The sequence below is a fragment of the Helicobacter sp. genome, from assembly GCF_022770205.1.
Lineage (GTDB): Bacteria > Campylobacterota > Campylobacteria > Campylobacterales > Helicobacteraceae > Helicobacter_D.
In genome coordinates, this window is record NZ_JALEIK010000027.1 from 46287 (window position 1) to 68036 (window position 21750).

The following is a 21750-nucleotide window of genomic DNA, read 5'->3' on the forward strand; positions in this document are numbered from 1 at the left end:
ATTTTACATTGGAGCAAAAGAGGGTAGCGTGAAAAAGTGCTGCCCAAAACTTCCTATTGCATTTGTCATTGTTTTTGTGGTGGGTGCATTTGTTTATTATCAATACACTTTCACTTCTGTGGTAAAAATTGATTTTACACAAGACTCTTTCTATATTGATACACAAGATGGTATGGATCTTTTTTCTCCGAAGTCTGAGCGTTATAATATTTGTTTTTATAATAGTTTTTTAAAAAGCCAAGAAGTATTTTTACAAAAGCAGCTGCAAAATGGGATTCCGCTTTTAGCAATTGACTTTTATCAAAGAGGAGAAAATCTTTTTAAGGAAAAAAATTTTAAATTAGTGAGAATTTCAAGTAGTTTTATGCTAAAATTAATCCACGGATTCAATATAAGAACATTACCACAATGTTTTATCATTAAACAAGATGTAAAGAATCCTATGCAATATACACATTTAAAAGATTTTGGATTTTACAAAGTTATTAATTTTAAAACAGAATAAGGAGAAATGATGTTAGAATTAGCAATTATTGGTGGTGGTCCTGCTGGATTGAGTGCGGGATTATATGCAACAAGAGGTGGTTTAAAAGATGTTGTTTTGTTTGAAAAGGGAATGCCCGGAGGACAAATTACATCAAGCAGTGAAATGGAAAATTATCCCGGTGTTGCAGAAGTCAAAAGTGGATTTGATTTTATGATGCCTTGGCAGGAGCAGTGTTTTCGCTTTGGATTAAAGCATCAAATGATTGAAGTTGTGCGTGTTAAGAAAAATGGTAATCATTTTGGAATCGTGCTAAGTGATGGCAAAGAGGTGGAATCTAAAGCCGTTATTATCGCAACTGGTGGAAGTCCAAAGAGATCTGGAGTAAAAGGTGAAGATGTGTTCTGGGGAAAGGGCGTTAGTTCTTGTGCGACTTGTGATGGATTTTTCTACAAAGGTAAAGAAGTGGCGATTTTAGGCGGTGGAGATACTGCAATTGAAGAAGCGATTTATTTGGCTAAAATCTGTTCTAAAGTGAGTATAATCCATAGAAGAAATGAATTTCGCGCTTCACCTATTACGGTAGAGCGTGCAAAAAAGGAATCAAAAATTGAGTTTTTAACGCCTTATGGGATTGAGGAGGTTTTAGGTAATAATTCTGGAGTTACAGGATTGCAACTGAAAAATTTAGAAAATGGGAGTGAAAAGAAAATAGATATTGCTTGCATTTTTGTTTTAATTGGTTATAAGGTGAATAATGCTGTACTTTTACAAGAAGATGGCAGCAGTATTTGTGCGCTTAATGAATACGGAGAAGCATTGGTTAACCTAAAAATGGAAACAAATGTTCCAGGATTGTTTGTTGCAGGGGATTTGCGTGTAGATGCACAAAAGCAAGTTGTGTGTGCAGCAGCAGATGGCACAACAGCGGCACTTCGTGCGATTGAATATGTTGATCATCATAAATAAAGGATAGGTATGTTAGGGATTGGGGTCTTTGGTGCAGGTGGGCGTGTAGGACAGCTTCTAGTTGAGTTAGCAAAGGGAAGCAATGCAGTTAGGTTGGAATCTGTGTATGTGCGCAAGGATTTGGACTTTTCTATTGATCCGGGTGTTTTGATTACTAAGGATTTGAAAGTCTTTTTAGATAGCACAGATGTGATTATTGATTTTACAACAGCAGAGGGAACAAATGCGTTACTTGAAGTGGCACTTAAGAATCCAAAGCCAATTGTGATTGGCACAACAGGGCTTGAAGAGCAGCATAAAAATCTCATTAAAGAAGCGTCTAAAAAAATGCCAATTTTGTATGCAAGCAATATGTCGCTAGGTGTTGCAGTGCTAAACAAGGCAATTAAGCTTGTGGCTAGCACATTGAGAGATTTTGACATTGAGATTGTAGAAACGCACCATCGCCATAAAAAAGATTCTCCAAGTGGCACGGCATTGCATTTAGCACAGACTTGTGCAGAGGCTAGAGGGTTAAATTTGGATTCTGTGCGTCAAAGCAGTAGAAATGGGAATATTGGGGAGCGCAATAAAGATGAAATTGGTGTGATGGCGTTGCGTGGGGGTGATGTGGCTGGAATCCATAATGTTGGATTCTATGGTGAGGGTGAGCATTTGGAATTTATCCACACAGCAACATCACGCGCAACATTTGCACAAGGTGCAATTAAAGCAGCACTTTGGTTGCAGAATCAACCCAATGGTTTGTATGGCATTAGTGATGCATTAGGACTTTAAGTGGAAGAGAGATTTTAAAATCTGTGTGCAAGGAAAGTTGCCAAGCCAACAAAGATAGGAGTTGGAATGAGGAATGCGCAGTTGTGGGCGTGTATAATGCGCAAAATGCAGCAAGTTTAGCGTATTACTCTCTTTTTTCTATGCAGCACAGAGGACAGGAAGCCTCTGGAATTGCCACAAGCAATGGAGAAAAAATCACAACGATTAAAAATCACGGCTTAGTGACAGAGGTTTTTTGTGATGAAAAGCTTAATAAACTTAAGGGTTTTAGTGCAGTAGGGCATAATCGTTATTCCACTGCTGGTGGAGATTCTATTGCTGATGCGCAACCGATTTTTGCACGCTATGATTTGGGTGAAGTTGCCATTGTGCATAATGGAAATTTGACAAATGCGCGCAAAATTCGTGATGATCTTATCAATGAGGGTTCTATTTTTCAAAGTTATATGGATACGGAAAATCTTATCCATTTAATCGCTAGATCGCAACAAGAAAATTTGATTGATAGGATTAAAGAGGCGGTAACAAAGCTAGAGGGCGCATTTTGTTTTGTGATTTTAAGTCGTAAGAAGATGTTTGTCATTCGTGATAGAAATGGATTCCGTCCTTTATCACTTGGTGGAATTACAAATGCTGATGGGAGTCAAGGCTATGTAGTTGCTAGTGAAACTTGCGCTTTTGATCTAGTGGGTGCAAAATATATCCGTGATGTAGAGCCGGGTGAAATGTTAGTGTTTTCTGAAAAAGGAATGGAATCGCATAGCATTATGCCTAAAAACCCTTATCCTTGCGTGTTTGAGTATGTGTATTTTGCGCGCCCTGATAGTAGAGTTTTTGGGCATTTAGTGTATGATGTGCGTAAGAATATGGGAAGGGAGTTAGCAAAGGAAAATCCTGTGGAAGCGGACTTAGTTATTCCTGTGCCTGATAGCGGAGTGGCAGCTGCGCTTGGGTATTCTAAGCAAAGTGGAATCCCTTTTGAGTTAGGAATTATCCGTAATCATTATGTGGGAAGGACTTTTATTGAGCCAACCCAACACATTAGAGAGCTAAAGGTGCGTTTAAAGTTGAATCCTATTAGAGAGTTGATTGAAAATAAACGCGTGATTGTGATTGATGATTCTATTGTGCGTGGGACTACAAGTCGTCAAATTGTAAAAATTCTGCGCGATTGTGGAGCAAAAGAAATCCATCTAAAAATTTCTTCACCGCCTACAATTTCTCCTTGTTTTTATGGAGTGGATACCCCAAATAAAGAAGAGTTGATTAGTGCTAAAATGAGTGAAGAGGAAGTGTGTCAGTTTATTGGTGCGGATTCTTTGGCGTTTTTATCGCTTAAGGGATTAGAGCGTAGTATTAACACACAAGGCTATCAATATTGCCAAGCTTGTTTTGATGGTAAATACATTGTCTAAGGGTGATATGTGAAACAAATGCTAACATTTGGACGCTATTGTAAAAGGCGTTTTGGACAAAGGGTGCGTAAAATTCCCATTGCGCTTGCTGGCTTTACCTGTCCTAATATTGATGGGAGTGTGGCGCGTGGCGGCTGTATCTTTTGTAAGAATGAAAGTTTCTCTCCCACGCTTGATAAAGAACCTAAAGTGCGTTTGACAATGCACCCTAATATGAAAGAAAATCCGCTTTTAGATATGCAATTAAAGCAACTCCATAGTCAGTTTAAATGGCAGAGTGAGTTTCACTACAATAAATTTGGCGTGGCTAAATATATGATTTATTTTCAGTCTTTTACCAACACTTATGCGCCTTTTGATACGCTGCAAAAACTTTATACAGAGGCTTTAAGTCTGCCAAATGTTGTGGGAATGTCTATTGGCACGCGCACAGATAGTATAGATTTAAGGATTCTTGATTTTCTAGCAGAGCTTGCACAAAAAAAGGGGCAGGAAATCTGGGTGGAGTATGGAATCCAATCCGTGTATGATGAAACTTTAAAGTGTATTAACCGCGGACACGGCACGGAAAATATGGAGTTTTGCATTAAGGAAAGTAAGAAGCGAGGATTAAAAACTTGTTCACATATTATTTATGGACTCCCAAAAGAGACAAAAGAGATGATGCTGCATAGTCTAAAAACCGTGCTTGATTGGGGAAGTGATGGAATCAAAGTGCATCCGCTTTATATCATAGAAAAAACTCTGCTTGCAAATTTGTATGCAAAGGGAGAGTATAAGCCAATTACGCTTAGGGATTATATTGATGTGATTGTAGAATCGCTAAAGATGATTCCACAAAGCGTTGTGATGCATAGGGTTAGTGCGGGTGTGCGTAATGATACTTTGCTTGCTCCAAAATGGTGTTTTGATAAAAATATCCAAATGCGCGCAATCCGCGACGCACTAAGAGAAGCTGGGATAGAGTATTAAAAGTTGGAATCGCATTTTGGATTCCATATTTTAATAAGTTCTTTAAGAATTTAAAAATAAATAAAAACTAAAATTTGGGAATACTTTTTGCTTGTAGAATGCCAAAGGAATTGTTTAAGTTTAAGGATAAAATCTAAATTTAAGGATCGCAAATGTCATATTGGTATTCTAAGCGTTTGGGCGTTCAGTCTTATGTGCAAGGTGTAAATTATGGCGCATTAATGCAAGATGCGTTAAATCCGGAAAATAAAAATGCGGAAAATGAAAGACTTAGTATAAGCTCTTCACAAGAGGATTATTTCAAAAAGCAACAAATGATTAAAGAGGCAATGCAACAGCTTCAAAACAATGGTTATGTTGAGCCAAAAATTGCCAAAGAAATGGATGTAGAAGCTTTGAAAGAGAGTTTGCAAAAAGCAAATAATGGCGAGTCATTAGGCGTTGAAATGCTAGGAAATGCGGAATCTAAGGAAGCAAAAAAGCAAAGTTTAATGTCTGTAAAAAATGAAGCGTTATTAAAGGAATCAACGCTAGCTTCTGCGATTGATATTGAAAATAAGGCGCAAATTCAGCCACAAAATATTTTAGATAAAAAGCAAGAGCTAGAAACTCAAAAAAAGATGAAGGAGAATGTTTTACAAAGTGTGGAAAATGATGCTTTGATTAAAAGAGAGAGCAAAAAAGATGGAATCCAAAATGGAATCTTAGACACAGCCATTGTCCAAACAAGCCCTAAGGCTCCAAGTGGTATTAGTGAAGCAATTAAAAAAGCGCATAATCCCCTAGAAATCACAGAAAAAAGTGATAAATCCATCAAACAAGCGGTGGAGTTTACCGATGAAGTGAGTGGAAAAAAGGTGCGTGTGCCATTAAGGGATGAGAATGCGCAAAAACTTATTGAAAAGTTTGGCTCATTAGAAGAAGCAAGTGATTATGTGAAGGGCTTTTATTATGATGCGGCGTATAAAATGGGGTATTTAAGTGGTGATAGTGATGGCAATGGGAAAATTAGCTTAGAAGAAGGCGTGCATTTAAAGAGTCTTGTGAGCTTGCGTGATGGGAGTTATTATTCCATTGCAGATAGGGTTGGTGGGGAGTTGGAATCGCAAAAGAAGTTTTTAGAGCAAGTTGGGTTGATTGATAATCTTAGCGATTTTATTAACCACTCTATCGCACAAGATAGCGACTTTGATGGGGCGATTACCTTAAATGAGATGATGGGTGATGATGGCAAGGCGGTGCTGTTTAAGGTAGGCGAGCAAGCAAGCGGTAATGTGGAAATGTTTGTGGTTTGGAAGTTTAACTTTGATTTAAGCAAAGATGGGGAGATTTTGCTAAATCTTGGAGCAAAAGAGGAAGTCAAAGTAGAAGTTGCGGATAAAAAAGATTTAAAGGAATATGCGGATAAAAACTATTTAGAAACCCTAGAAGAAAATAAGCGCATAAATGTGTTAAAAAGTGAAGTGCTGTTAAAAAATATGGTAGAGAGTGCTTAGGTGGAGCTAAAATCTCTACTGCTTGAAGTTATCTTTTTTGCTGTGGTGATGCTTGCGCTCCTTTGGTATCGGAGTAGGCTTAAATAAGAAGTGTTTAATAATTTTAGTTTATAATTGCATTTATTTATCGGGGAATTCTTGCAGACACTTCATCAAGCCTTGCTTTTAAAAAAACTCCATTTGTTGCAATCTTGTGGTTTTTCTTATTGTGAGCCACCATTTCTAGCACCCACACAGCAAAGATTCCAAAGCCAAAATTCAAGGGATTTAAAAGCGATTGTGGAATCTTGCAAATTGTGCGCACAAAAATCTTCAGAGCCAAATTTTGGGCTTTGCCATCAAAATTCTAAGTTGGTTTTTGTTACCCTTTTTTCTTTATTTGATAGGCAAATGCGTTTTGGTTCTAAGGCTTCTATTATGCTAAAAAATATCATTGAAGGCGTGTTTAAACTTTCTTTAAGAGAAGTTTCTATTTTATCTCTTTTAAAATGTGAGATTCCAAAGCAAAATGAGCAGGAAAGCGTGGAATTGTGTATGGGATATTTTTTAAAGCAGTTGGAATTTTGTGGGGCTAAAACGCTTGTAGTTTTAGGCTCTGAAGTGTATTATTTTTTAACAAAAGATAGAAATGGTTATAATAGTGTGCAAGGAAAGCTTTTAAAATGGAATCATTATGCGCTGTTTCCAACATTTGCTTTGTCGCTTCTTGTGCGCCAACCAGAGCTAAAAATCAATGCGCATAAGGAATTTTTGGAATTAAAACGCTTAATGGGAGAGAAATATGCTTAAGAAAATAATATTGTGTGTGATAGTGTTTGTGTATCCGCAATTTGCATTGGCAAGTGGAAAATATCTCTCCCCCTTACCTTTGCCAAATACGGAAGTGTTAAATCTTGAGAGTAAGAGTTGTAACACAAATTGTTTGCGCGATTTGTTGCGTAAGGGGCAAGTGTTTTCTTTTATCGCCAATGTGAATAAAGAGAATCAAAATGATGCCATTATCACAGAGTTAAATGCTCTTTTAAGCGCATTAGAAATCTCTGAGATTCCTTATTTTATGGGCACACAAAAGCCATTTTTTAATATCGCATTAATGTTTCCACGCAAAAGTGTAGGACGCTATTCTAGCACAACAACAAATGTCGTCTTAAGCTATCTTTTAAGCCAAAAAGGGAGATTTAATTTTGAAATTTTTGATTCTAAAACGGAATCGTTAGAAGATGTGGAAGCGGTTTTGCAGGCTATTTATGCTAAGGGTTATCGTCAAGTGATTGCCATTGTTACACAAGAGGGGGCAAATGCTATTAATGCGCTAGATTTTGATATGCTTGTGTTTATTCCAACGGTGCATAAAATGCAACTTGATGAGGCAATTAGGACGCCAAATGTAATTTTTGGTGGAATCAGTTATGCAGAGCAAATCCAGGAACTCTCTGCGTTAAATCCAAGCGTGCAAGCAGTAAGTTTTTATGACACAAGCCTTATAGGTCAGCAAATGCAAGCTTACACACAGGAGGCAAATCCTAATCTTGTGTATGCGCAAAGTTTTAATCTCAAGGAGAATCCAAATTCTTCTAAAGAGATAAAAAGTCTAAAAAATATATTGCGCTCTACTCGTATTTTTCTAAACACGCCAGTAACAAATTCTAGCATCATTCTCTCTCAAATGACTTATAATGATATTCGTCCTAGTGGAGTGTATTCTACGCAAATTAATTACAATCCAAGTTTACTCTCCATCACACAGGAGCGTGATAGGGCAAATATGTATGTTGCAAATTCTATTATGCCGCTTGATGATTTGCTTGTGGAGAATGCTAGGTTTTTAAATGCAGATTTAGAATACAATTGGATTAATTACACAACTGCCTTTGGGATTGAATATTTTTATACAAGAAGTATGCCCGGAGCAAAGCGTTATTTTAAAGAAAAGATTAAAGAGCAGCAAGTGCAATATGATGTGGAGATTTTGCAGCCTACAAATACGCGTTTTGCTCCTTTGCAGTGATGGAGATTTTGGAATTGCTGAAAGATTTTCCTAGCGATTTGTTGTTGAGATTTGTGGAGAGTCATCGCATTAAAGGCATTAAAATGGGTTTTGATGGGGAAGGTGCTTTGGTGGTTAAGAAATCTAAAAGAATTTCCAAAAAGCATTGTTTGGAGTTTTTAAATGCAAATAGGGATTGGGTGTTGGCACATTTTAAGGAAATGCAAGCATTTCAAATGCGTGAAAATCAAATGTATTGCTTTGGTGAGTGGCGGGACTTTAATGCTATATGGTTAGAATTAAAGGAAGCAGAAAGATTGGATAAGGTTTTAATGCGCATACAAAGGGAGTTTAAAAAGTTAGAATCCAAAATGGATTTTAGGGTTTTGCAAATGCTTTGGTGTAATGCAATGAAAGATTCGCACCATAAAAAGGTGCTAGAGATGCTTTATAAAGAAATGTTAGAATCCTATGTAACAAAACGCTTGGAAGTTTTTACAAAGGCTATGGATTTATATCCTAGCAATATAGGGTTTGGTAAAAGCTATCGGCAGCTTGGTTGCTGCTATGCAAAAACGCAGAAAATCCGCTTTTCTTTACGCTTATCCTTAATGCCAAAAGATTGCATTGATAGTGTCATCATTCACGAGCTAGCGCATTTAAAGTACCAAAACCATAGTAAGGATTTTTGGAATTTTGTAGAAAAATTTGATGCAAATCCTAAAAGAGTGCAATCTTGGCTTGATGCACATTGGGAAAATTTACGCATTTATTATAAGGTTTTTAAGCCTTGAGAATTAAAAATTTTTTATTTCAGAGTTTTGCACAAGTCTTTTTTCCTGTTTTTTTGGTGCTGTTTTTTATTGCTTCTGTGGTGATTTTTATCCGTATTGCAGGGGTAACTTTTATAGTAAAAATTAGCTTTTTGGAGCTTTTAACTTTATATTTTTATACGCTGCCAACAATGCTATTTTTTGTGATTCCGCTAAGTTTTTTTGTGGCGTGTGTGCTTGGGTTGTCGCATCTTAGTTTTGATTATGAACTTCCTGTGCTATTTGCGCTTGGAATGCCACCACAGCAAATCTTTAAGATTTTTTTGCCCATTGCATTGCTTGCAAGCGTGAGTTTATTTGTGTTATCTTTTGTGCTAACTCCGCTTAGTGATATTGCCTATCGGCAGTTTTTAGAGGAGCGCAAAAGCAGTATTGATATAAATTTGCAAGCTGGAGAGTTTGGACAAAAACTTGGTGAATGGCTTGTGTATGTGCAGAGAGGAAAGAATGATGTTTATGAGAATATTGTGTTGCTATCTTTACAAAAGGGTGAAGGCAGTCAAAAAGATGGGCTAATTTTTGCTAAAAGGGTAAGCATTGAAAATATTGATGGCGTGATTGCAGTGCATTTAAAAGAGGGCAAGATTTATCGTAAAGTTAGCGATGGAATGGAGAGTGTTAATTTTGACAGGATGGTTTTGCGCTCTGTTGTGGATTTTACAGGTGATGGCAATATGGGTTTGATGGAGTATTGGAAAAGGGCGTTTTATGAGAATCCTAGGCAGGATAAGACAAAGCGGAATCTTAGTATGTATGTGCTGCTTTCCCTTTTTCCGCTCATTAGTTTATTTTATTTTCCCTTGCTAGGTGTGAAAAATCCGCGCTATCAAAAGAATTATACAATCCTTCAAACAATGGGTGTGGTTGGGACATTTTTTGTTTTAATGTATTTAGTAACGACTTATGTGCCGCTCATTGGAATGGTTTTACTACCATTTATTTGGTGCTGTGTGGGGTATGTTTTATACAAACGCTATGTGGCAAGATTTTATTAAGCCAAGGGGGATTCCATTAAGGCATTGCAAGGTTTTAGGGTAGCAATGCGCATTGCGTATAATGGCGGTGCGTTTTTTGGATTCCAAAGGCAAAATGGTAGGCAAAGTGTTGCCAATGCATTAGAGAATGTGTTGCATAGTGTGGGAATCTTTAGCAAGATTATCGCAAGTGGGCGCACAGATAAGGGAGTGCATTCAAGTGCGCAAGTGATTGCTTTAGAGATTCCTTATTTTTGGAAGGATTTGAAGGGCTTACAAGCACTCTTAAACACAAAGCTTGCACCAAATATTACCATTAAGCGCATTTGGGAAGTTGATAGGGATTTTCACGCAAGATTTAGTGTAAAAAGGCGGGGGTATTGTTATGTGTTAAGCAAGTATTCTTCTCCCTTTTTAACGCCGTTTTCCTTGCATTATAATCTAAAAAATCCCAGTTTAATGCAGCAAGCATTAAAGCTTTTTGTGGGCACGCATAATTTTAGTGCGTTTAAAAAACAAGGAAGCGATGAGAAAACTAGTGTGCGCACAATTTTTAAGGCAGAATTAAGGGAGTTTAAGGGGTTTTGGATTCTGTCTTTTTGGGGAAATGGGTTTTTGCGCTCTCAAGTACGTTTAATGGTGGGTTTTTTACTAGAGATTGATCAAGGAAATTTAACGCTAAAGGACTTAGAAGCCCAACTTTTAGGGGAGAGGCGTTATAGAATCCCTATTGCACCTAATGGTTTATTTTTAAGCCGTGTGGATTATTAATTTTTTAACTCACCCCAATTTTTTGCTAAACTCGCACCGCAACGCAGTGGCACGCGCAATGTTGTGATATTTTCCATAATTTGCATAATTTTTTGCACTTCTTTTGTCGCAACATTCTCTGGAACTTCAAAAATCAGCTCGTCGTGGACTTGTAGAAGCAGTTTGGATTCTAACTTTTCTTGTGTGATTTGAATCATTGCAAGCTTAATAATATCCGCAGCACTTCCTTGAAAAATCGCATTAATGCCTTCGCGCAAAAATGCTGCTTTTTGGAAGTCTTGAATGTTGTCAAAATTAAATTTTCGCATTCTTCCAAGAAGTGTTAAGGAGTATCCCTTTTGTAAAATAAATTCCTCTTGTTCTTTTAAGAAATCTTTCACGGTGGGAAAAGATTTGAAGTAATTTTGGATATAGCTTTTTGCTTCTTGGTAGCTAATTTGTAAGGTTTCAGAGAGTTTTCTAGCACCCATTCCATAAATTAGCCCAAAATTAATGCTTTTTGCTATTGAGCGTTTCTCCCTAGCGAGTTCTTCACCAAAGATTTTTTTTGCGGTTTCTAGGTGGATGTCGGCTTCTTTGTGGAAGGCTTCAAGCATTGCATTGTCTTTAGAGAAATGCGCTAAAAGACGCAGTTCAATTTGAGAATAATCAAGGCTTAAGAGTAAATGCCCATCTTGTGCGATAAAGCCTTCTCTAATGCGCCGTCCTTGCTGGGTTTTAACGGGGATGTTTTGTAGGTTGGGGTTTTTTGAGCTTAAACGCCCGGTGGTTGTGCCTGTTTGCATAAAAGAAGTGTAGATTTTGTGTTTTGGATTCTCACTTGCTAATTCAATTAAAGGTTCAATGTAGGTGCTAAAAAGTTTAAATAGCTCTCTGTATTCTAGTAGTTTTGGGATAATAGGATGGGAATCCCTTAGGGAATTTAGCACACTAGAATTTGTGCTTAAGCCAGATTTTGTTTTCTTTTTGCTTTGTAGATTTAGCTCTTCAAAAAGCACGATGGAGAGCTGTTGGGGGGAGTTTAGATTAAAGCGTTTATTCGCTAGTGTGTAAATTTCATTGGAGAGTGATTGGAGTTTTTCTGCCATTTCAGTTTTTAGATTCTTAAAATATTTAACATTAATTTTTGTGCCACTTAGTTCCATATTGACTAAACATTGGATAAAAGGAAATTCCACATTGTTTGCAATTTCTATTAAAGACTTTGGCAATAGTGAGTTGATTTTAAAAAACAACTGATAACAAGCAGCAGCGTCTTCGCAAGCATAAGCAAAAGCACTTTCAATGGGGAGTTGGGAAAAGTTTTCATTTTTTTTAACAATGTCTTTAAAGGCAATCATTGTGTGCTTAAAATAGCGGTGCATTAAATCATCAAGATTACAAGGCATATCGCTTTGATAAAGCCAAGCTAAAAGCATACTATCCTTGATGTTGTGGTAGCTTTTAGGTGTAAAGTTAAAATTTGTGCGCAAAATTTCTAAATCGTATTTGATGTTATGTCCAATGATTGCCTTTGCATTGAATAAGGTAGCGATAAACTCTAGCGCAAGCTCTTTGTTAATTTGCTCTGGCATACCCAAATAATTATGCGCAATGGGCGCATAGTAGGCATTAATACCATCAAAAGAGAAAGAAAATCCAACAATTTTTGCGCGCAATACATCTAAATCTGTGGTTTCAGTATCAAAGGAAATGATGGAATCTGCTGTGATTTGTGCCATTAAATTTCTAAGCATTGCGGGATTTTCTATTAAAATCGCATTGTAGTTAAAGTGGCTTGAAGTGTCCTTTTGGATAGGCTTTTCTTTGTTATTTTTTAAGGGAAGTTTTTTTAACACGCTATAAATTTCATATTCTTGTAAGGATTCTACAATATTTAAAAGTGGGTTGGTCTTTGGCATTGCACAATCTTGTAGGTTAAAATCACTTAGCAAATCATCTCTTAAGCGCACAAGTTGTTGGCTGCGATACGCATCTTCTTTTGCTTCTTTTAAGAGTGTTTGCGTGCGTTCTGGAGTGATGGAATCTAAATTTTGATAAATATTATCTAGTGAACCATAGGTTTTTAGTAGAGTTGTAGCTCCTTTTGCGCCGATTCCTTTTACGCCTGGGACATTATCTGCACTATCGCCTACAATGCTTTGATAATCCACAAATTGCGCGGGCGTTACGCCATATTTTTCTAAGCATTGCTCTTCTCTAATTTCTTGCTTTTTCTTAGGATCAAATAAAAAGGTGTCGCCATCAATGAGTTGATACAAGTCTTTATCGTGGCTTATGATTCTAACGCTAACTTCTAGGGCATTGGCGCATTTATTGAGTGATGCAATCACATCATCGGCTTCATAGCCTGCAATGCTAATGTTTTTAAAGCCCATTTTTTCTACCCAAGCAATCGCCACTTCTAATTGAAGTTTTAAATCCTCTGGTGCTTCTGGGCGATTTGCTTTATAGGAAGGATCAATGCTTTTGCGAAAATTCTCTTCCTTAGAATCCAAAGCAAACACTAGATAATCATTGGGATAGTCTTTATGGATTTGCAGCAGAAGTTTTGCAAAGCCTGTTAGTAAGCCTGTAGGAAAGCCTTCTCTATTTTTAAGCGGTGGAAGAGCAAAGTAGCTTCTAAATAGGAATCCAAAAGTGTCAATGATGGTGAGTGTTTTCATTATTTGGTGCTTTGTAGGCGTTTTTTCTTGATGTAAATGTTTATGGATTCCACACCTAAAGAAAACGCCATAGCAAAGTAGATGTAAGCCTTTGAAATGTGAAAATCTAAGCCTTCTGCAACAAGGGTAACGCCAACTAAAATTAAAAAGGCTAGTGCTAAAATTTTAATGGTAGGATTATTATCTACAAATTCTGAAATGCTCTTTGATGCTACCATCATCACACCTACTGCAACAATCACCGCTAGTATCATAATCTCAATGGTATCTACCATTCCTACGGCAGTAATGACGGAATCTAGCGAGAAAACAATGTCTAAAATCGCAATTTGAATGAGTATGCTAAAGAATCCTTGCCCTGCGTTTTTCTTTAGCGTTTGTGGATTGTTTGATTCTCCTGCATTATCAATGTCGTGGTGGATTTCAAGTGTGGATTTGCCAATTAAAAACAATCCCCCTAGAATCAAAATAATATCGCGCCCTGAAATTTCCTGGGAAAAAATGCTAAAAAGCGGAGTGGTTAGCTTCATAATCCAAAAGAGTGAGAATAAAAGTAGTAAGCGTGTTACCATTGCTAAAGTGAGTCCAAAAATCCTTGCTCTTTGGCGTTGTTCCTTTGGTAGGCGTCCTACAAGAATAGCAATAAAGATGATATTATCAATGCCTAGAACAATTTCTAATCCGATTAATGTTATAAGTGCAACCCACATTTCTGGGCTTGCAATCCATTCAAACATAAGATTCCTTTGTGTAAAATAAAACGAAAATTGTAGAGATTTTTTTCTTAAATAAGCGATTGATTGGATTGCAGTGTTTTTATTTTGATGGTTTGGTGTTTCTTGTTCTTGTATTTTATTTAAAATTTTGAGATAATATTAAATTTTATAAAAAATTAAATTATTGCATTGTGGAAGCGTTATTATGCAGAAGATTTTAAAGTTTGCATTGTTTTTAGATAAAATCTCATTAGCAAGTTCAAAAGTTTCTATGGTGGCACTTTGGGTGCTTTCCTTTTTGGTTTTTGGTTTAGCCATTGCGCTAAATTTTTCTTATGTCAATAGCAAGCTAGATGATTTAAGTCTGTATTGCTTTGCTTTGTTTGTTTTGCTAGCAATCTCCTATACGCTTAAAGTTGATAAGCATGTGCGTGTGGATTTGGTTTATGCGCATTATTCTCAAAAAGCAAAAATTATTAGTTGGTTGTTTATCAATCTTTTATGTACTCTTCCTTTTTCTTTGCTCTTAGTGAAATACGGATTGGATTTTACGATGCAGTCTTATAGGATTGGGGAATCCTCACAAAATGGAAAGATTCCTTATTATTTTATTTTTAAATTTTTTGTGGTGTTAGGTTTTGCACTTTTGAGTTTGCAAAGCATTAGTGAGATTTTAAAGGCTTTTGTAAAAATTGGGCAAAAGCAATACACAATGCCACAAGATGCTGATGCAGAAGAATCTAAACGCATAAAAACGCAATCTCTCAAAATGCAATAAGGAATCTAAAGTGGAATTGTTAGCGTTAGTGGGAATTGCAGTGTTGTTGCTTATAATAGGCGTTCCTGTTGCATTTGCATTTGGCTCAAGTGGGTTATTGGTGGGAAGCTATTTAATGCTTTTTGGGGGCAATCCTTATGTTTTAACTTTTTTGCCCAATCGTTTGGAAGGGATTTTTAACAACACAACTTTAATTACGATTCCTTTATTTATCTTAATGGGAATGATTTTAGAGCGCAGCGGGATTGCGGAGCGTTTGATAAACTCCATTGCAAAGCTTTTTGGTTCTCTTGGTGGTGGAGCAGCAATGGGTGTGATTTTAGTGGGTGTTTTGCTTGCTGCAAGCACAGGCATTGTAGGGGCTACGGTAGTGATGATGGGAGTGATTGCTGTGCCAACAATGTTAAAGGCGGGTTATAATAAAAGTTTTGTTTCTGGGGTTGTTGCAGCTAGCGGCACATTAGGGCAGATTATCCCGCCTTCTATTATTTTAATCATTTTAGCAGATGTTTTGCAAGTAAGCGTTAGGGATCTCTTTAGTGCCGCGATTTTACCCAGTGTGATTTTGGTTGGATTATATATTCTTTTTGTGCTAGGAGTTGTGATTTTTGCGCCAAGATTAGCACCTGCAAGCTCTGATGCTACAAAAGATTTACGCTCTCTTGGATTAGAAGCACTTAAAATGGCGATTCCGCCCATTGTCTTAATCACACTTGTGCTAGGAAGCATATTAGCTGGGCTTGTAGAGCCCACACAGGCTGCTGCGCTTGGTGTTATGGGAGCATTGCTTTTGGCATTTTTTAATGGCAAGTTAGACTTTCATTTATTAAAGCACGCAAGCAGAGAAACGCTTGTTTTTTGCGGAATGGTGTTTATGATTTTAATTGGCGCAAATTGTTTTACGCTCGTGTTTAATGAGCTTGGTGGTGATGTTGTGGTGCTAGAGTTTTTCTCACAATATTTAAATTCCCCTTTTTATTTTATGCTTGTGGCAATGCTTGTGATTTTTATTTTAGGATTTTTGATTGATTTTTTTGAAATTTGTTACATTGCCCTGCCAATTCTTGCTGGGATTGCAATACATTATCAAATTGATATGCTTTGGTTTGCCTTGCTTGTGGCAATCAATTTACAAACAAGTTTTTTAACGCCCCCTTTTGGGTTTTCTATTTTCTTTTTGAAATCCGCTGTGGGCGATGCAATTAGAATCGCAGAGATTTATAAGGGAGTGATTCCCTTTATTGTGTTACAAATTTTAGTTTTAGGAGTGATGTTTTTGTTTCCGCAATTAACACTAAAAAGTGATGATTGGGCTAAAATTTTAGAATTTATCTTTTAATTTAAGGAGTTAAAATGCAAAGACGCGAGTTTTTGAAAAATACAGGTTTAGGTGCTGTTTCTGTGCTTGGAGCAGCTGCATTGGCTGGTTGTGTTAGCGAGGAGAAGAGTGAAGCTACCAATGCCACACAGGATAAGGGAGTAACAAGAGAGCCAAGTGTGAAAATCCGCCTTGCGATGAGTTGGCCTGTTACATTGCCTATCCTTGCAGAAACTGTGCAGCATTATGCCAATACCGTGCGTGATTTAAGTAGTGGAGGAATTGAAATTGAAATTTTCCCAGCAGGGAAGCTTGTGCCAGCACTTGGTGTTTTTGATGCAGTTAGCAGTGGGCAAATTGATGCGTATCATTCAGCACCCTATTATTGGGAAGGTAAAAACACAGCGTTTAATCTTTTTTCTGGAATCCCATTTGGAATGATTGATATTGAGCAAAATGCTTGGTTTTTGTATGGAGAGGGAATGAGTCTTTGGAGAGAGATTGCGGCAAAATACAATCTTTATCCGCTGCTAGGGGGTGCGACAAGCATTCAAATGGCAGGTTGGTATAAAAAGGAAATGTTAAGTGTGAAAGATTTTGAAGGCTTAAGGATTCGTATGGTTGGAATTGCTGGGCAAGTCCTTTCAAAACTTGGTGCAGCAACAAAAAGCACGCCCGGCGGCGAGATTGTTCCAAATTTAGAGCGTGGTGTGCTTGATGCAGCAGAGTGGGTATCACCAGCATTTGATTTAAAATTAGACATTCATAAAATTGCACCTTATTATTACACGCCTTGGCAGGAGGCAGGTTCTATTACGGAATTTGTCTTTAACAAGCAAAAGTGGGAGAGCTACTCTAAAGAAGTGCAAGCAATTTTAGAAGTGGCAAGCAGAGAAGCGCATATGCAAATGGCGGCAATGGGACAATTTTATAATGCAAAAGCAATGGAGGATTTAAAAGTACAGGGTGCGCAAATTAGAACTTTTTCTGATGAAATTTTAGAAACATTTAGAAAAACACTTGGCGTTGTGCTAGAAGAAGAGAGTGCAAAAAATCCAGATTTTGCAAGAGTCTTAGCTAGCTATCAGAGTTTTCAAAATGAGCAAAAAACTTGGACAAATGATAGTTTAGCTGCGTATTTACAGATTAGATAAGGAGAGATGTATGGGAATGGATTTAAACACAAAGTTATTTTTGCAAGATTTAAAAAATAAAGGAGAGTTTAGAAGTTTAAGAAGTGTTATTGAGCTTGGAAGTCAAGATGATATGGAGCAAGGAGATAGAGCATTTGAAACTTTTAAGGCAAATGGCAAAAACTTTGAATTAGATGTTTTAAGCGGAAAAGTATGTGCGGGGGGGGGGGTATTTTATAGTTAAGAATCCTTTTGAAGAACTTTCTAGAGAAGATGTAAGAGTTTCTACAAACGCATTTTATAAGACGCTTGGGTTTGAAAGTTATGATTGCATTGATTTAGATGGTGCTTATAATGCGCTGCATTTTAATTTAAATGTGAATTTCGCAACTACTTATAACTTCACAGAGCAATTTTCTTTGGTTACTAATTTTGGCACAACAGAGCATATTTTAAACCAGGGGACTTGCTTTGAAAATGTGCATAATCTTTGTGAAAAAGATGGAATTATGGTTCACGGGCTTCCTATTTATGGATATTTAAATCACGGGTTTTTTACATATTCTTTAAAATTTTTTATGCGGTTAGCAGTTTTTAATACTTATGAATTTTTACAAGCAAACATTTTAGAAGCTGGGTATAATAAAAACGGAGAGCTTTATATAAGAAATCCTAAAGTCATTCAAAGAATAGACTGCATTGCTAGTATTTATGATTACATTAAGACTTCAGAAAGTTTTGATTTGGAACTTCCACGCACTGCTGGGGGCAGTGGATTTATAGCATTGGTAGCTTTAAGAAAGAAAAGCAATAAGCCTTTTAGTTATCCTTTGGATATGCCAATGTATTCTTCTAAAAGTAAAGAGACATTAGAATTTTTTATTGGAAAAATGGCAGAAAAATTGCATAAAGTTGCGATTTTTGGTTCAAAAAAAGCTGCAAACATTGCTTTTGATTTTATGCAAAGAAATGCTATTGAAACGCTGTGTTTTATAGATGATTTTGTGCAGGGTGTAGTAGAAGGGATTCCAATTGTAACCTATGCTGACTTTGTAGAAAAATATCAAATGCATTGTGATTGTGTGATTAAAGGTCCATTACAAAGGGGAGATATAGAAGGCAGAGAAGGATTATTGGTTGATGTTATTAGTATGGAATACACTTGGTTTGGATAAACAATGGAATCCATTTTAGATTCCAACTTTTAGCTTTTTTAAGCAAAATATTAAGGCTACCAAGCTTATAATGCTGGAATTTAAAAAAAAGGAAGAGTTTGAAACAATATCTTTATATCGTGCAATCAAGCCTAGAAACAAGCAAATGTAAAATTGGAATCACAAATGATTTACAACGCCGTTTAAGAGAGTATAACGCCATTACAGGCATATCAAGTGATACTACTTATAGCATTCTTTTTGCTGCAGAAGTTAGCAATATGAGAGCCTTAGAGCAGGATATTAAAAATAACTTTGCTCACCTAAGAGAGCAGGGAAATAGGGAAATTTACTTTTATAATCCAAGTCTTTTTGAGATGTATGTGGGTTTTATCTGTGCAAGCGAGCATTTTCTTAAAAAAGTCGTGTTAAAGGAATCCAAAAAGCCCCAAATCACAAAGCTAAAAACATCCAAACCAAGTATGCAAGAAAGGGGGGTTACAAGAAAGGATTTAATAAATAAAGCAAGAAGGGTTAAAGACGATGAGTTTTACACGCGCATAGAAGATGTAGAAAAAGAGCTAGCAGAATATCCGCTTAAAATTTGGAAGGATAAAGTTGTGTTTTGTAACTGCGATGATGCTGTGGGTGCAGGTAGGGATTACACGGATTCATCAGCCTTTGCTCTGTATTTTTTAAAGCATTTTTTTAGATTAAAGTTAAAAAAGCTGATTTGCACACATTATGGAAGCAAGCAGGATTTGTTTAATGCAGGCGCAAAGGGATATATTTTTACCAAAGAAGGTGCTAGCGAGATGATACACACACCTCCAAATTACACAGGGGGCTTTGAAGAGAAAGAATCCTTAAGAATTTTAAGAGAGGAAGCGGATATTGTTTGCACTAATCCGCCCTTTTCTCGTGCGGTAGAGTATTGGCAGTTTCTTATAAAAAGCAAAAAGAAATTTATCATCATTTCAAACATTACAAATTGTGTAACCACCGCTTTTATCTCTTATTTTGCAGATAAAAAGGCGTGGGCAGGCTATAATAGAGTGGATTGGTATTTAAATCCTAAAAGAGTGCCTGTGAGTGCAGCAGGACATTTTTTTACTAATTTTCCTATTAAAAATCGTCCCAATATCAAACGCTTAAAATTTATGCCCTTAGAAGAGATCCCTGATGTTGTAAAAAAATATGATGATAGTGGCACACTTTTAGCTAATAATAATTATATTCCAAACGATTATGATTTGCCCTTTGCAGTCTCTACAAGGCAGATTTTAAATGGTGTGCTAGAGTGTGGATATGCAATCACTTACAAGAAACAATATAGACCATACATCAATGGAAAAGAAAAGTTTTCAAGGGTTTTGATTCAAAAGGTTTAGATTTGATTGCTAGTTGGATAAAGCTTGTAAGATGGATAGTGTAAAAGTGGTGCGGAAAAGAGGACTTGAACCTCCATGCCTTGCGGCGCCAGATCCTAAGTCTGGTGCGTCTGCCAGTTTCGCCATTTCCGCAAAAAGACAGGGCGCAATTATACTGCAATAAGCTTAAAATTATTTGAGGGATTGCAGTGTGGCAAAATCTAGCGTGTGCTTTGGAAACTGCATACTAATGCAATGCAAACTTCCGTGTTGGCGGATTAACACGGAGCAATCAATGGGGATAATCTTATGTTTTGGACAAGCTTTTTGTAAAATCTCAATGGCTAGGGCGTCATTTTTATCGTTATAAATGGGCAGTAAAATTGCACCATTAATGAATAAAAAGTTTGCATAAGTGGCAGGCAAGCGTTCGTTCTTATAATATTTTGGCGTAACAAAAGGGAGTTTTACAAGTTTAAAGGGCTTGTTGTCTAGGTTTTTGAGCGCTTTTAGTGCGCATTCCATTTTGCTTAAGGCAACATAGTGTTCATCATTTTTATCATCGCACGCAATGTAAGCAATGGTGTTTGGAGCAATAAAGCGCGCTAGGGTATCAATGTGTCCATCTGTATCATCACCGCTTAAATATCCGGAATCTAGCCATAGGATTTTTTGGATTCCTAAGTCTTTTTTAAGGATTTTTTCTAGTTGCGCTTTAGAATAAAAGGGATTGCGATTGCGCTCTAGCAGGCATTGTGTGTTGGTTAGCAAGATTCCTTTGCCATTGCTCTCTATGCTACCGCCTTCTAAGATTAATTTTTTAGGTTTAATGCGTTTTAGGATTCCAACTTTGTGAAGTGTATGTGTGATTTGATTATCAAAATTAGAAGCAAACTTCAGCCCCCACCCATTAAATCCATAATCTAACACGACATTTTTGCCATTTTTATTAATGGTAATTCCGCCAAAATCACGCGCCCAAGTGTCATTGCTTGGAAGTTCAAGGCAATAGAGTTGCCCTAAAATCTCTGTGTTAATGGATTTGGTATTGCAATAATTTTGGATAATTTCTAGCGTTTCTTTTTTAGAATCGCAAATTAAAATGCAGGATTCTGCTTGTAAGATTTCTACAATGATTTCACAATAGACTTGACGCACTTCCTTTAAATAAGGTTTCCAATCAGAGTTTGCGTGCGGGAAAGATAAAAGGATTCCATCTTGGGCTTCCCATTCTGCGTAAAATTTTTTCATAGTTTCTACTTTTTTTAAAAAAATTGACGATATTATTGCATAAAGTTTTGTCAAGGAGGACAATATGGCAGTAGAATCTTTAAAGGGCACAAGAAATCCTATGCAGGATTTACAAAGTGCAATGTCTTCAAATCCGCTTAAAAAGGATACAACAAGTGCGCAAGAGCGTGAGAAAAACATTAGAGACGCTGCTAGCAAAGTGGATGCAAGGTCGTTGATGACAAGCTATGTCGTGGAATTTCAAATGAGTATTAATGTTTCTGTTTCTACTAATATTTCTGCGCAAAGTGGTGTAGCAGTTGGAATCGGAAATGCGCTTGAGAATCCGGAGCGTTTAAAGAGTATTATTAATGGGCTAGATTTAAATTCTATTGGTTATAAGGGCAAACCTTTAAGTGAATTAACACAAGAGGAGGCAAAGGCATTAATTAGTGATGATGGCTTCTTTGGGATTCCAAAAACTTCTGAACGCATTGCAGATCTTGTTTTAGCAGGTGCAGGTGATGATGTAGAGAAGCTTAAGGCTGGGCGTGAGGGAATTTTGCGTGGTTATAAGCAGGCTGAAAAATCTTGGGGTGGAGAGCTTCCTGAGATTAGTCAAAAGACTTTAGAGAAAGCCTTAGAAAAAGTGGATAAAAAACTAGCAAGCCTTGGTGTGAATGTTTTAGAAACTAACGCATAGAGAG

The 21750-nt window shown here is 36.9% G+C and carries 21 protein-coding genes and 1 tRNA gene; 18 read left to right on the forward strand and 4 right to left on the reverse strand.

Annotated features, from left to right (window positions below; genetic code table 11):
• Positions 1 to 28: 28 nt before the first annotated feature.
• The 11 genes from MRZ19_RS05660 to truA all read left to right on the forward strand — a co-directional run bounded on the left by MRZ19_RS05660 (position 29) and on the right by truA (position 10678).
• Entirely contained in the window at positions 29 to 505 is a 477-nt protein-coding gene (locus MRZ19_RS05660; protein WP_291031247.1) for a hypothetical protein, read from the forward strand.
• Positions 506 to 514: 9 nt separating this feature from the next.
• A complete protein-coding gene (gene trxB, locus MRZ19_RS05665; protein WP_291031318.1) occupies positions 515 to 1453 on the forward strand; it encodes a thioredoxin-disulfide reductase in 939 nt (312 codons plus the stop codon).
• Between the two features lie 9 nt (positions 1454 to 1462).
• The gene (gene dapB / locus MRZ19_RS05670) at positions 1463 to 2230 is read left to right on the forward strand and encodes a 4-hydroxy-tetrahydrodipicolinate reductase (RefSeq protein WP_291031249.1); all 768 of its coding nucleotides are present in this window, start codon (positions 1463 to 1465) and stop codon (positions 2228 to 2230) included.
• A gap of 23 nt (positions 2231 to 2253) precedes the next feature.
• On the forward strand, positions 2254 to 3645 hold the full coding sequence (gene purF / locus MRZ19_RS05675; RefSeq protein WP_291031251.1) for an amidophosphoribosyltransferase: 1392 nt from the start codon (positions 2254 to 2256) through the stop codon (positions 3643 to 3645).
• A gap of 18 nt (positions 3646 to 3663) precedes the next feature.
• Entirely contained in the window at positions 3664 to 4617 is a 954-nt protein-coding gene (locus MRZ19_RS05680; protein WP_291031319.1) for a TIGR01212 family radical SAM protein, read from the forward strand.
• Positions 4618 to 4769: 152 nt separating this feature from the next.
• Positions 4770 to 6113, forward strand: coding sequence for a hypothetical protein (locus MRZ19_RS05685; protein ID WP_291031253.1), 1344 nt, complete (start codon positions 4770 to 4772; stop codon positions 6111 to 6113).
• Positions 6114 to 6251: 138 nt separating this feature from the next.
• On the forward strand, positions 6252 to 6902 hold the full coding sequence (locus MRZ19_RS05690; RefSeq protein WP_291031255.1) for a uracil-DNA glycosylase family protein: 651 nt from the start codon (positions 6252 to 6254) through the stop codon (positions 6900 to 6902).
• Entirely contained in the window at positions 6895 to 8121 is a 1227-nt protein-coding gene (locus MRZ19_RS05695; protein ID WP_291031257.1) for a hypothetical protein, read from the forward strand. Before MRZ19_RS05690 ends, MRZ19_RS05695 begins: the two co-directional genes overlap by 8 nt.
• An 8-nt stretch (positions 8122 to 8129) precedes the next feature.
• A complete protein-coding gene (locus MRZ19_RS05700; protein ID WP_291031259.1) occupies positions 8130 to 8894 on the forward strand; it encodes a YgjP-like metallopeptidase domain-containing protein in 765 nt (254 codons plus the stop codon).
• Positions 8891 to 9928: an LptF/LptG family permease gene (locus MRZ19_RS05705; RefSeq protein WP_291031261.1), complete on the forward strand. Its 1038-nt coding sequence runs from the start codon at positions 8891 to 8893 to the stop codon at positions 9926 to 9928. Before MRZ19_RS05700 ends, MRZ19_RS05705 begins: the two co-directional genes overlap by 4 nt.
• Positions 9929 to 9973: 45 nt before the next feature.
• Positions 9974 to 10678 (forward strand): tRNA pseudouridine(38-40) synthase TruA, encoded by a 705-nt coding sequence (gene truA, locus MRZ19_RS05710; protein WP_291031263.1) that lies wholly within the window; start codon positions 9974 to 9976, stop codon positions 10676 to 10678.
• On the opposite strand, the gene polA is transcribed toward truA, so the two are convergent.
• Together polA and MRZ19_RS05720 are read right to left on the reverse strand one after the other, a co-directional pair.
• Positions 10675 to 13344, reverse strand: coding sequence for a DNA polymerase I (gene polA, locus MRZ19_RS05715; RefSeq protein WP_291031265.1), 2670 nt, complete (start codon positions 13342 to 13344; stop codon positions 10675 to 10677). The genes truA and polA overlap by 4 nt on opposite strands.
• Positions 13344 to 14081: a TerC family protein gene (locus MRZ19_RS05720; RefSeq protein ID WP_291031268.1), complete on the reverse strand. Its 738-nt coding sequence runs from the start codon at positions 14079 to 14081 to the stop codon at positions 13344 to 13346. Before MRZ19_RS05720 ends, polA begins: the two co-directional genes overlap by 1 nt.
• A gap of 184 nt (positions 14082 to 14265) precedes the next feature.
• Between MRZ19_RS05720 and MRZ19_RS05725 the strand changes: the two genes are divergently transcribed.
• From MRZ19_RS05725 to MRZ19_RS05750, 6 genes are all read left to right on the forward strand, one after another.
• Complete coding sequence (locus MRZ19_RS05725) at positions 14266 to 14838, forward strand: TRAP transporter small permease subunit (protein ID WP_291031270.1); 573 nt, start codon at positions 14266 to 14268, stop codon at positions 14836 to 14838.
• A 10-nt stretch (positions 14839 to 14848) separates the two neighbouring features.
• Positions 14849 to 16177 (forward strand): TRAP transporter large permease subunit, encoded by a 1329-nt coding sequence (locus MRZ19_RS05730; RefSeq protein WP_291031272.1) that lies wholly within the window; start codon positions 14849 to 14851, stop codon positions 16175 to 16177.
• Between the two features lie 14 nt (positions 16178 to 16191).
• Complete coding sequence (gene dctP, locus MRZ19_RS05735; RefSeq protein WP_291031274.1) at positions 16192 to 17310, forward strand: TRAP transporter substrate-binding protein; 1119 nt, start codon at positions 16192 to 16194, stop codon at positions 17308 to 17310.
• 10 nt (positions 17311 to 17320) lie between these two features.
• Positions 17321 to 17533, forward strand: coding sequence for a hypothetical protein (locus tag MRZ19_RS05740; RefSeq protein ID WP_291031278.1), 213 nt, complete (start codon positions 17321 to 17323; stop codon positions 17531 to 17533).
• On the forward strand, positions 17505 to 18464 hold the full coding sequence (locus MRZ19_RS05745; RefSeq protein ID WP_291031280.1) for a hypothetical protein: 960 nt from the start codon (positions 17505 to 17507) through the stop codon (positions 18462 to 18464). Before MRZ19_RS05740 ends, MRZ19_RS05745 begins: the two co-directional genes overlap by 29 nt.
• Before the next feature lie 98 nt (positions 18465 to 18562).
• Positions 18563 to 19834, forward strand: a complete 1272-nt coding sequence (locus MRZ19_RS05750) for an adenine-specific methyltransferase EcoRI family protein (protein ID WP_291031282.1) — start codon at positions 18563 to 18565, stop codon at positions 19832 to 19834.
• 47 nt (positions 19835 to 19881) lie between these two features.
• Here MRZ19_RS05750 and MRZ19_RS05755 read toward each other — a convergent pair.
• Both MRZ19_RS05755 and MRZ19_RS05760 read right to left on the reverse strand, forming a co-directional pair.
• Positions 19882 to 19966 (reverse strand) — tRNA-Leu (locus MRZ19_RS05755).
• Positions 19967 to 20005: 39 nt separating this feature from the next.
• A complete protein-coding gene (locus tag MRZ19_RS05760) occupies positions 20006 to 21064 on the reverse strand; it encodes an agmatine deiminase family protein (protein WP_291031284.1) in 1059 nt (352 codons plus the stop codon).
• A gap of 64 nt (positions 21065 to 21128) precedes the next feature.
• Here MRZ19_RS05760 and MRZ19_RS05765 point away from each other — a divergent pair, with 64 nt between their 5' ends.
• Positions 21129 to 21746 carry a hydrogenase-4 component G gene (locus MRZ19_RS05765; protein ID WP_291031286.1) on the forward strand — a complete coding sequence of 206 codons (618 nt, stop codon included), beginning with the start codon at positions 21129 to 21131 and terminating at the stop codon, positions 21744 to 21746.
• The last annotated feature ends 4 nt before the right edge of the window (positions 21747 to 21750 follow it).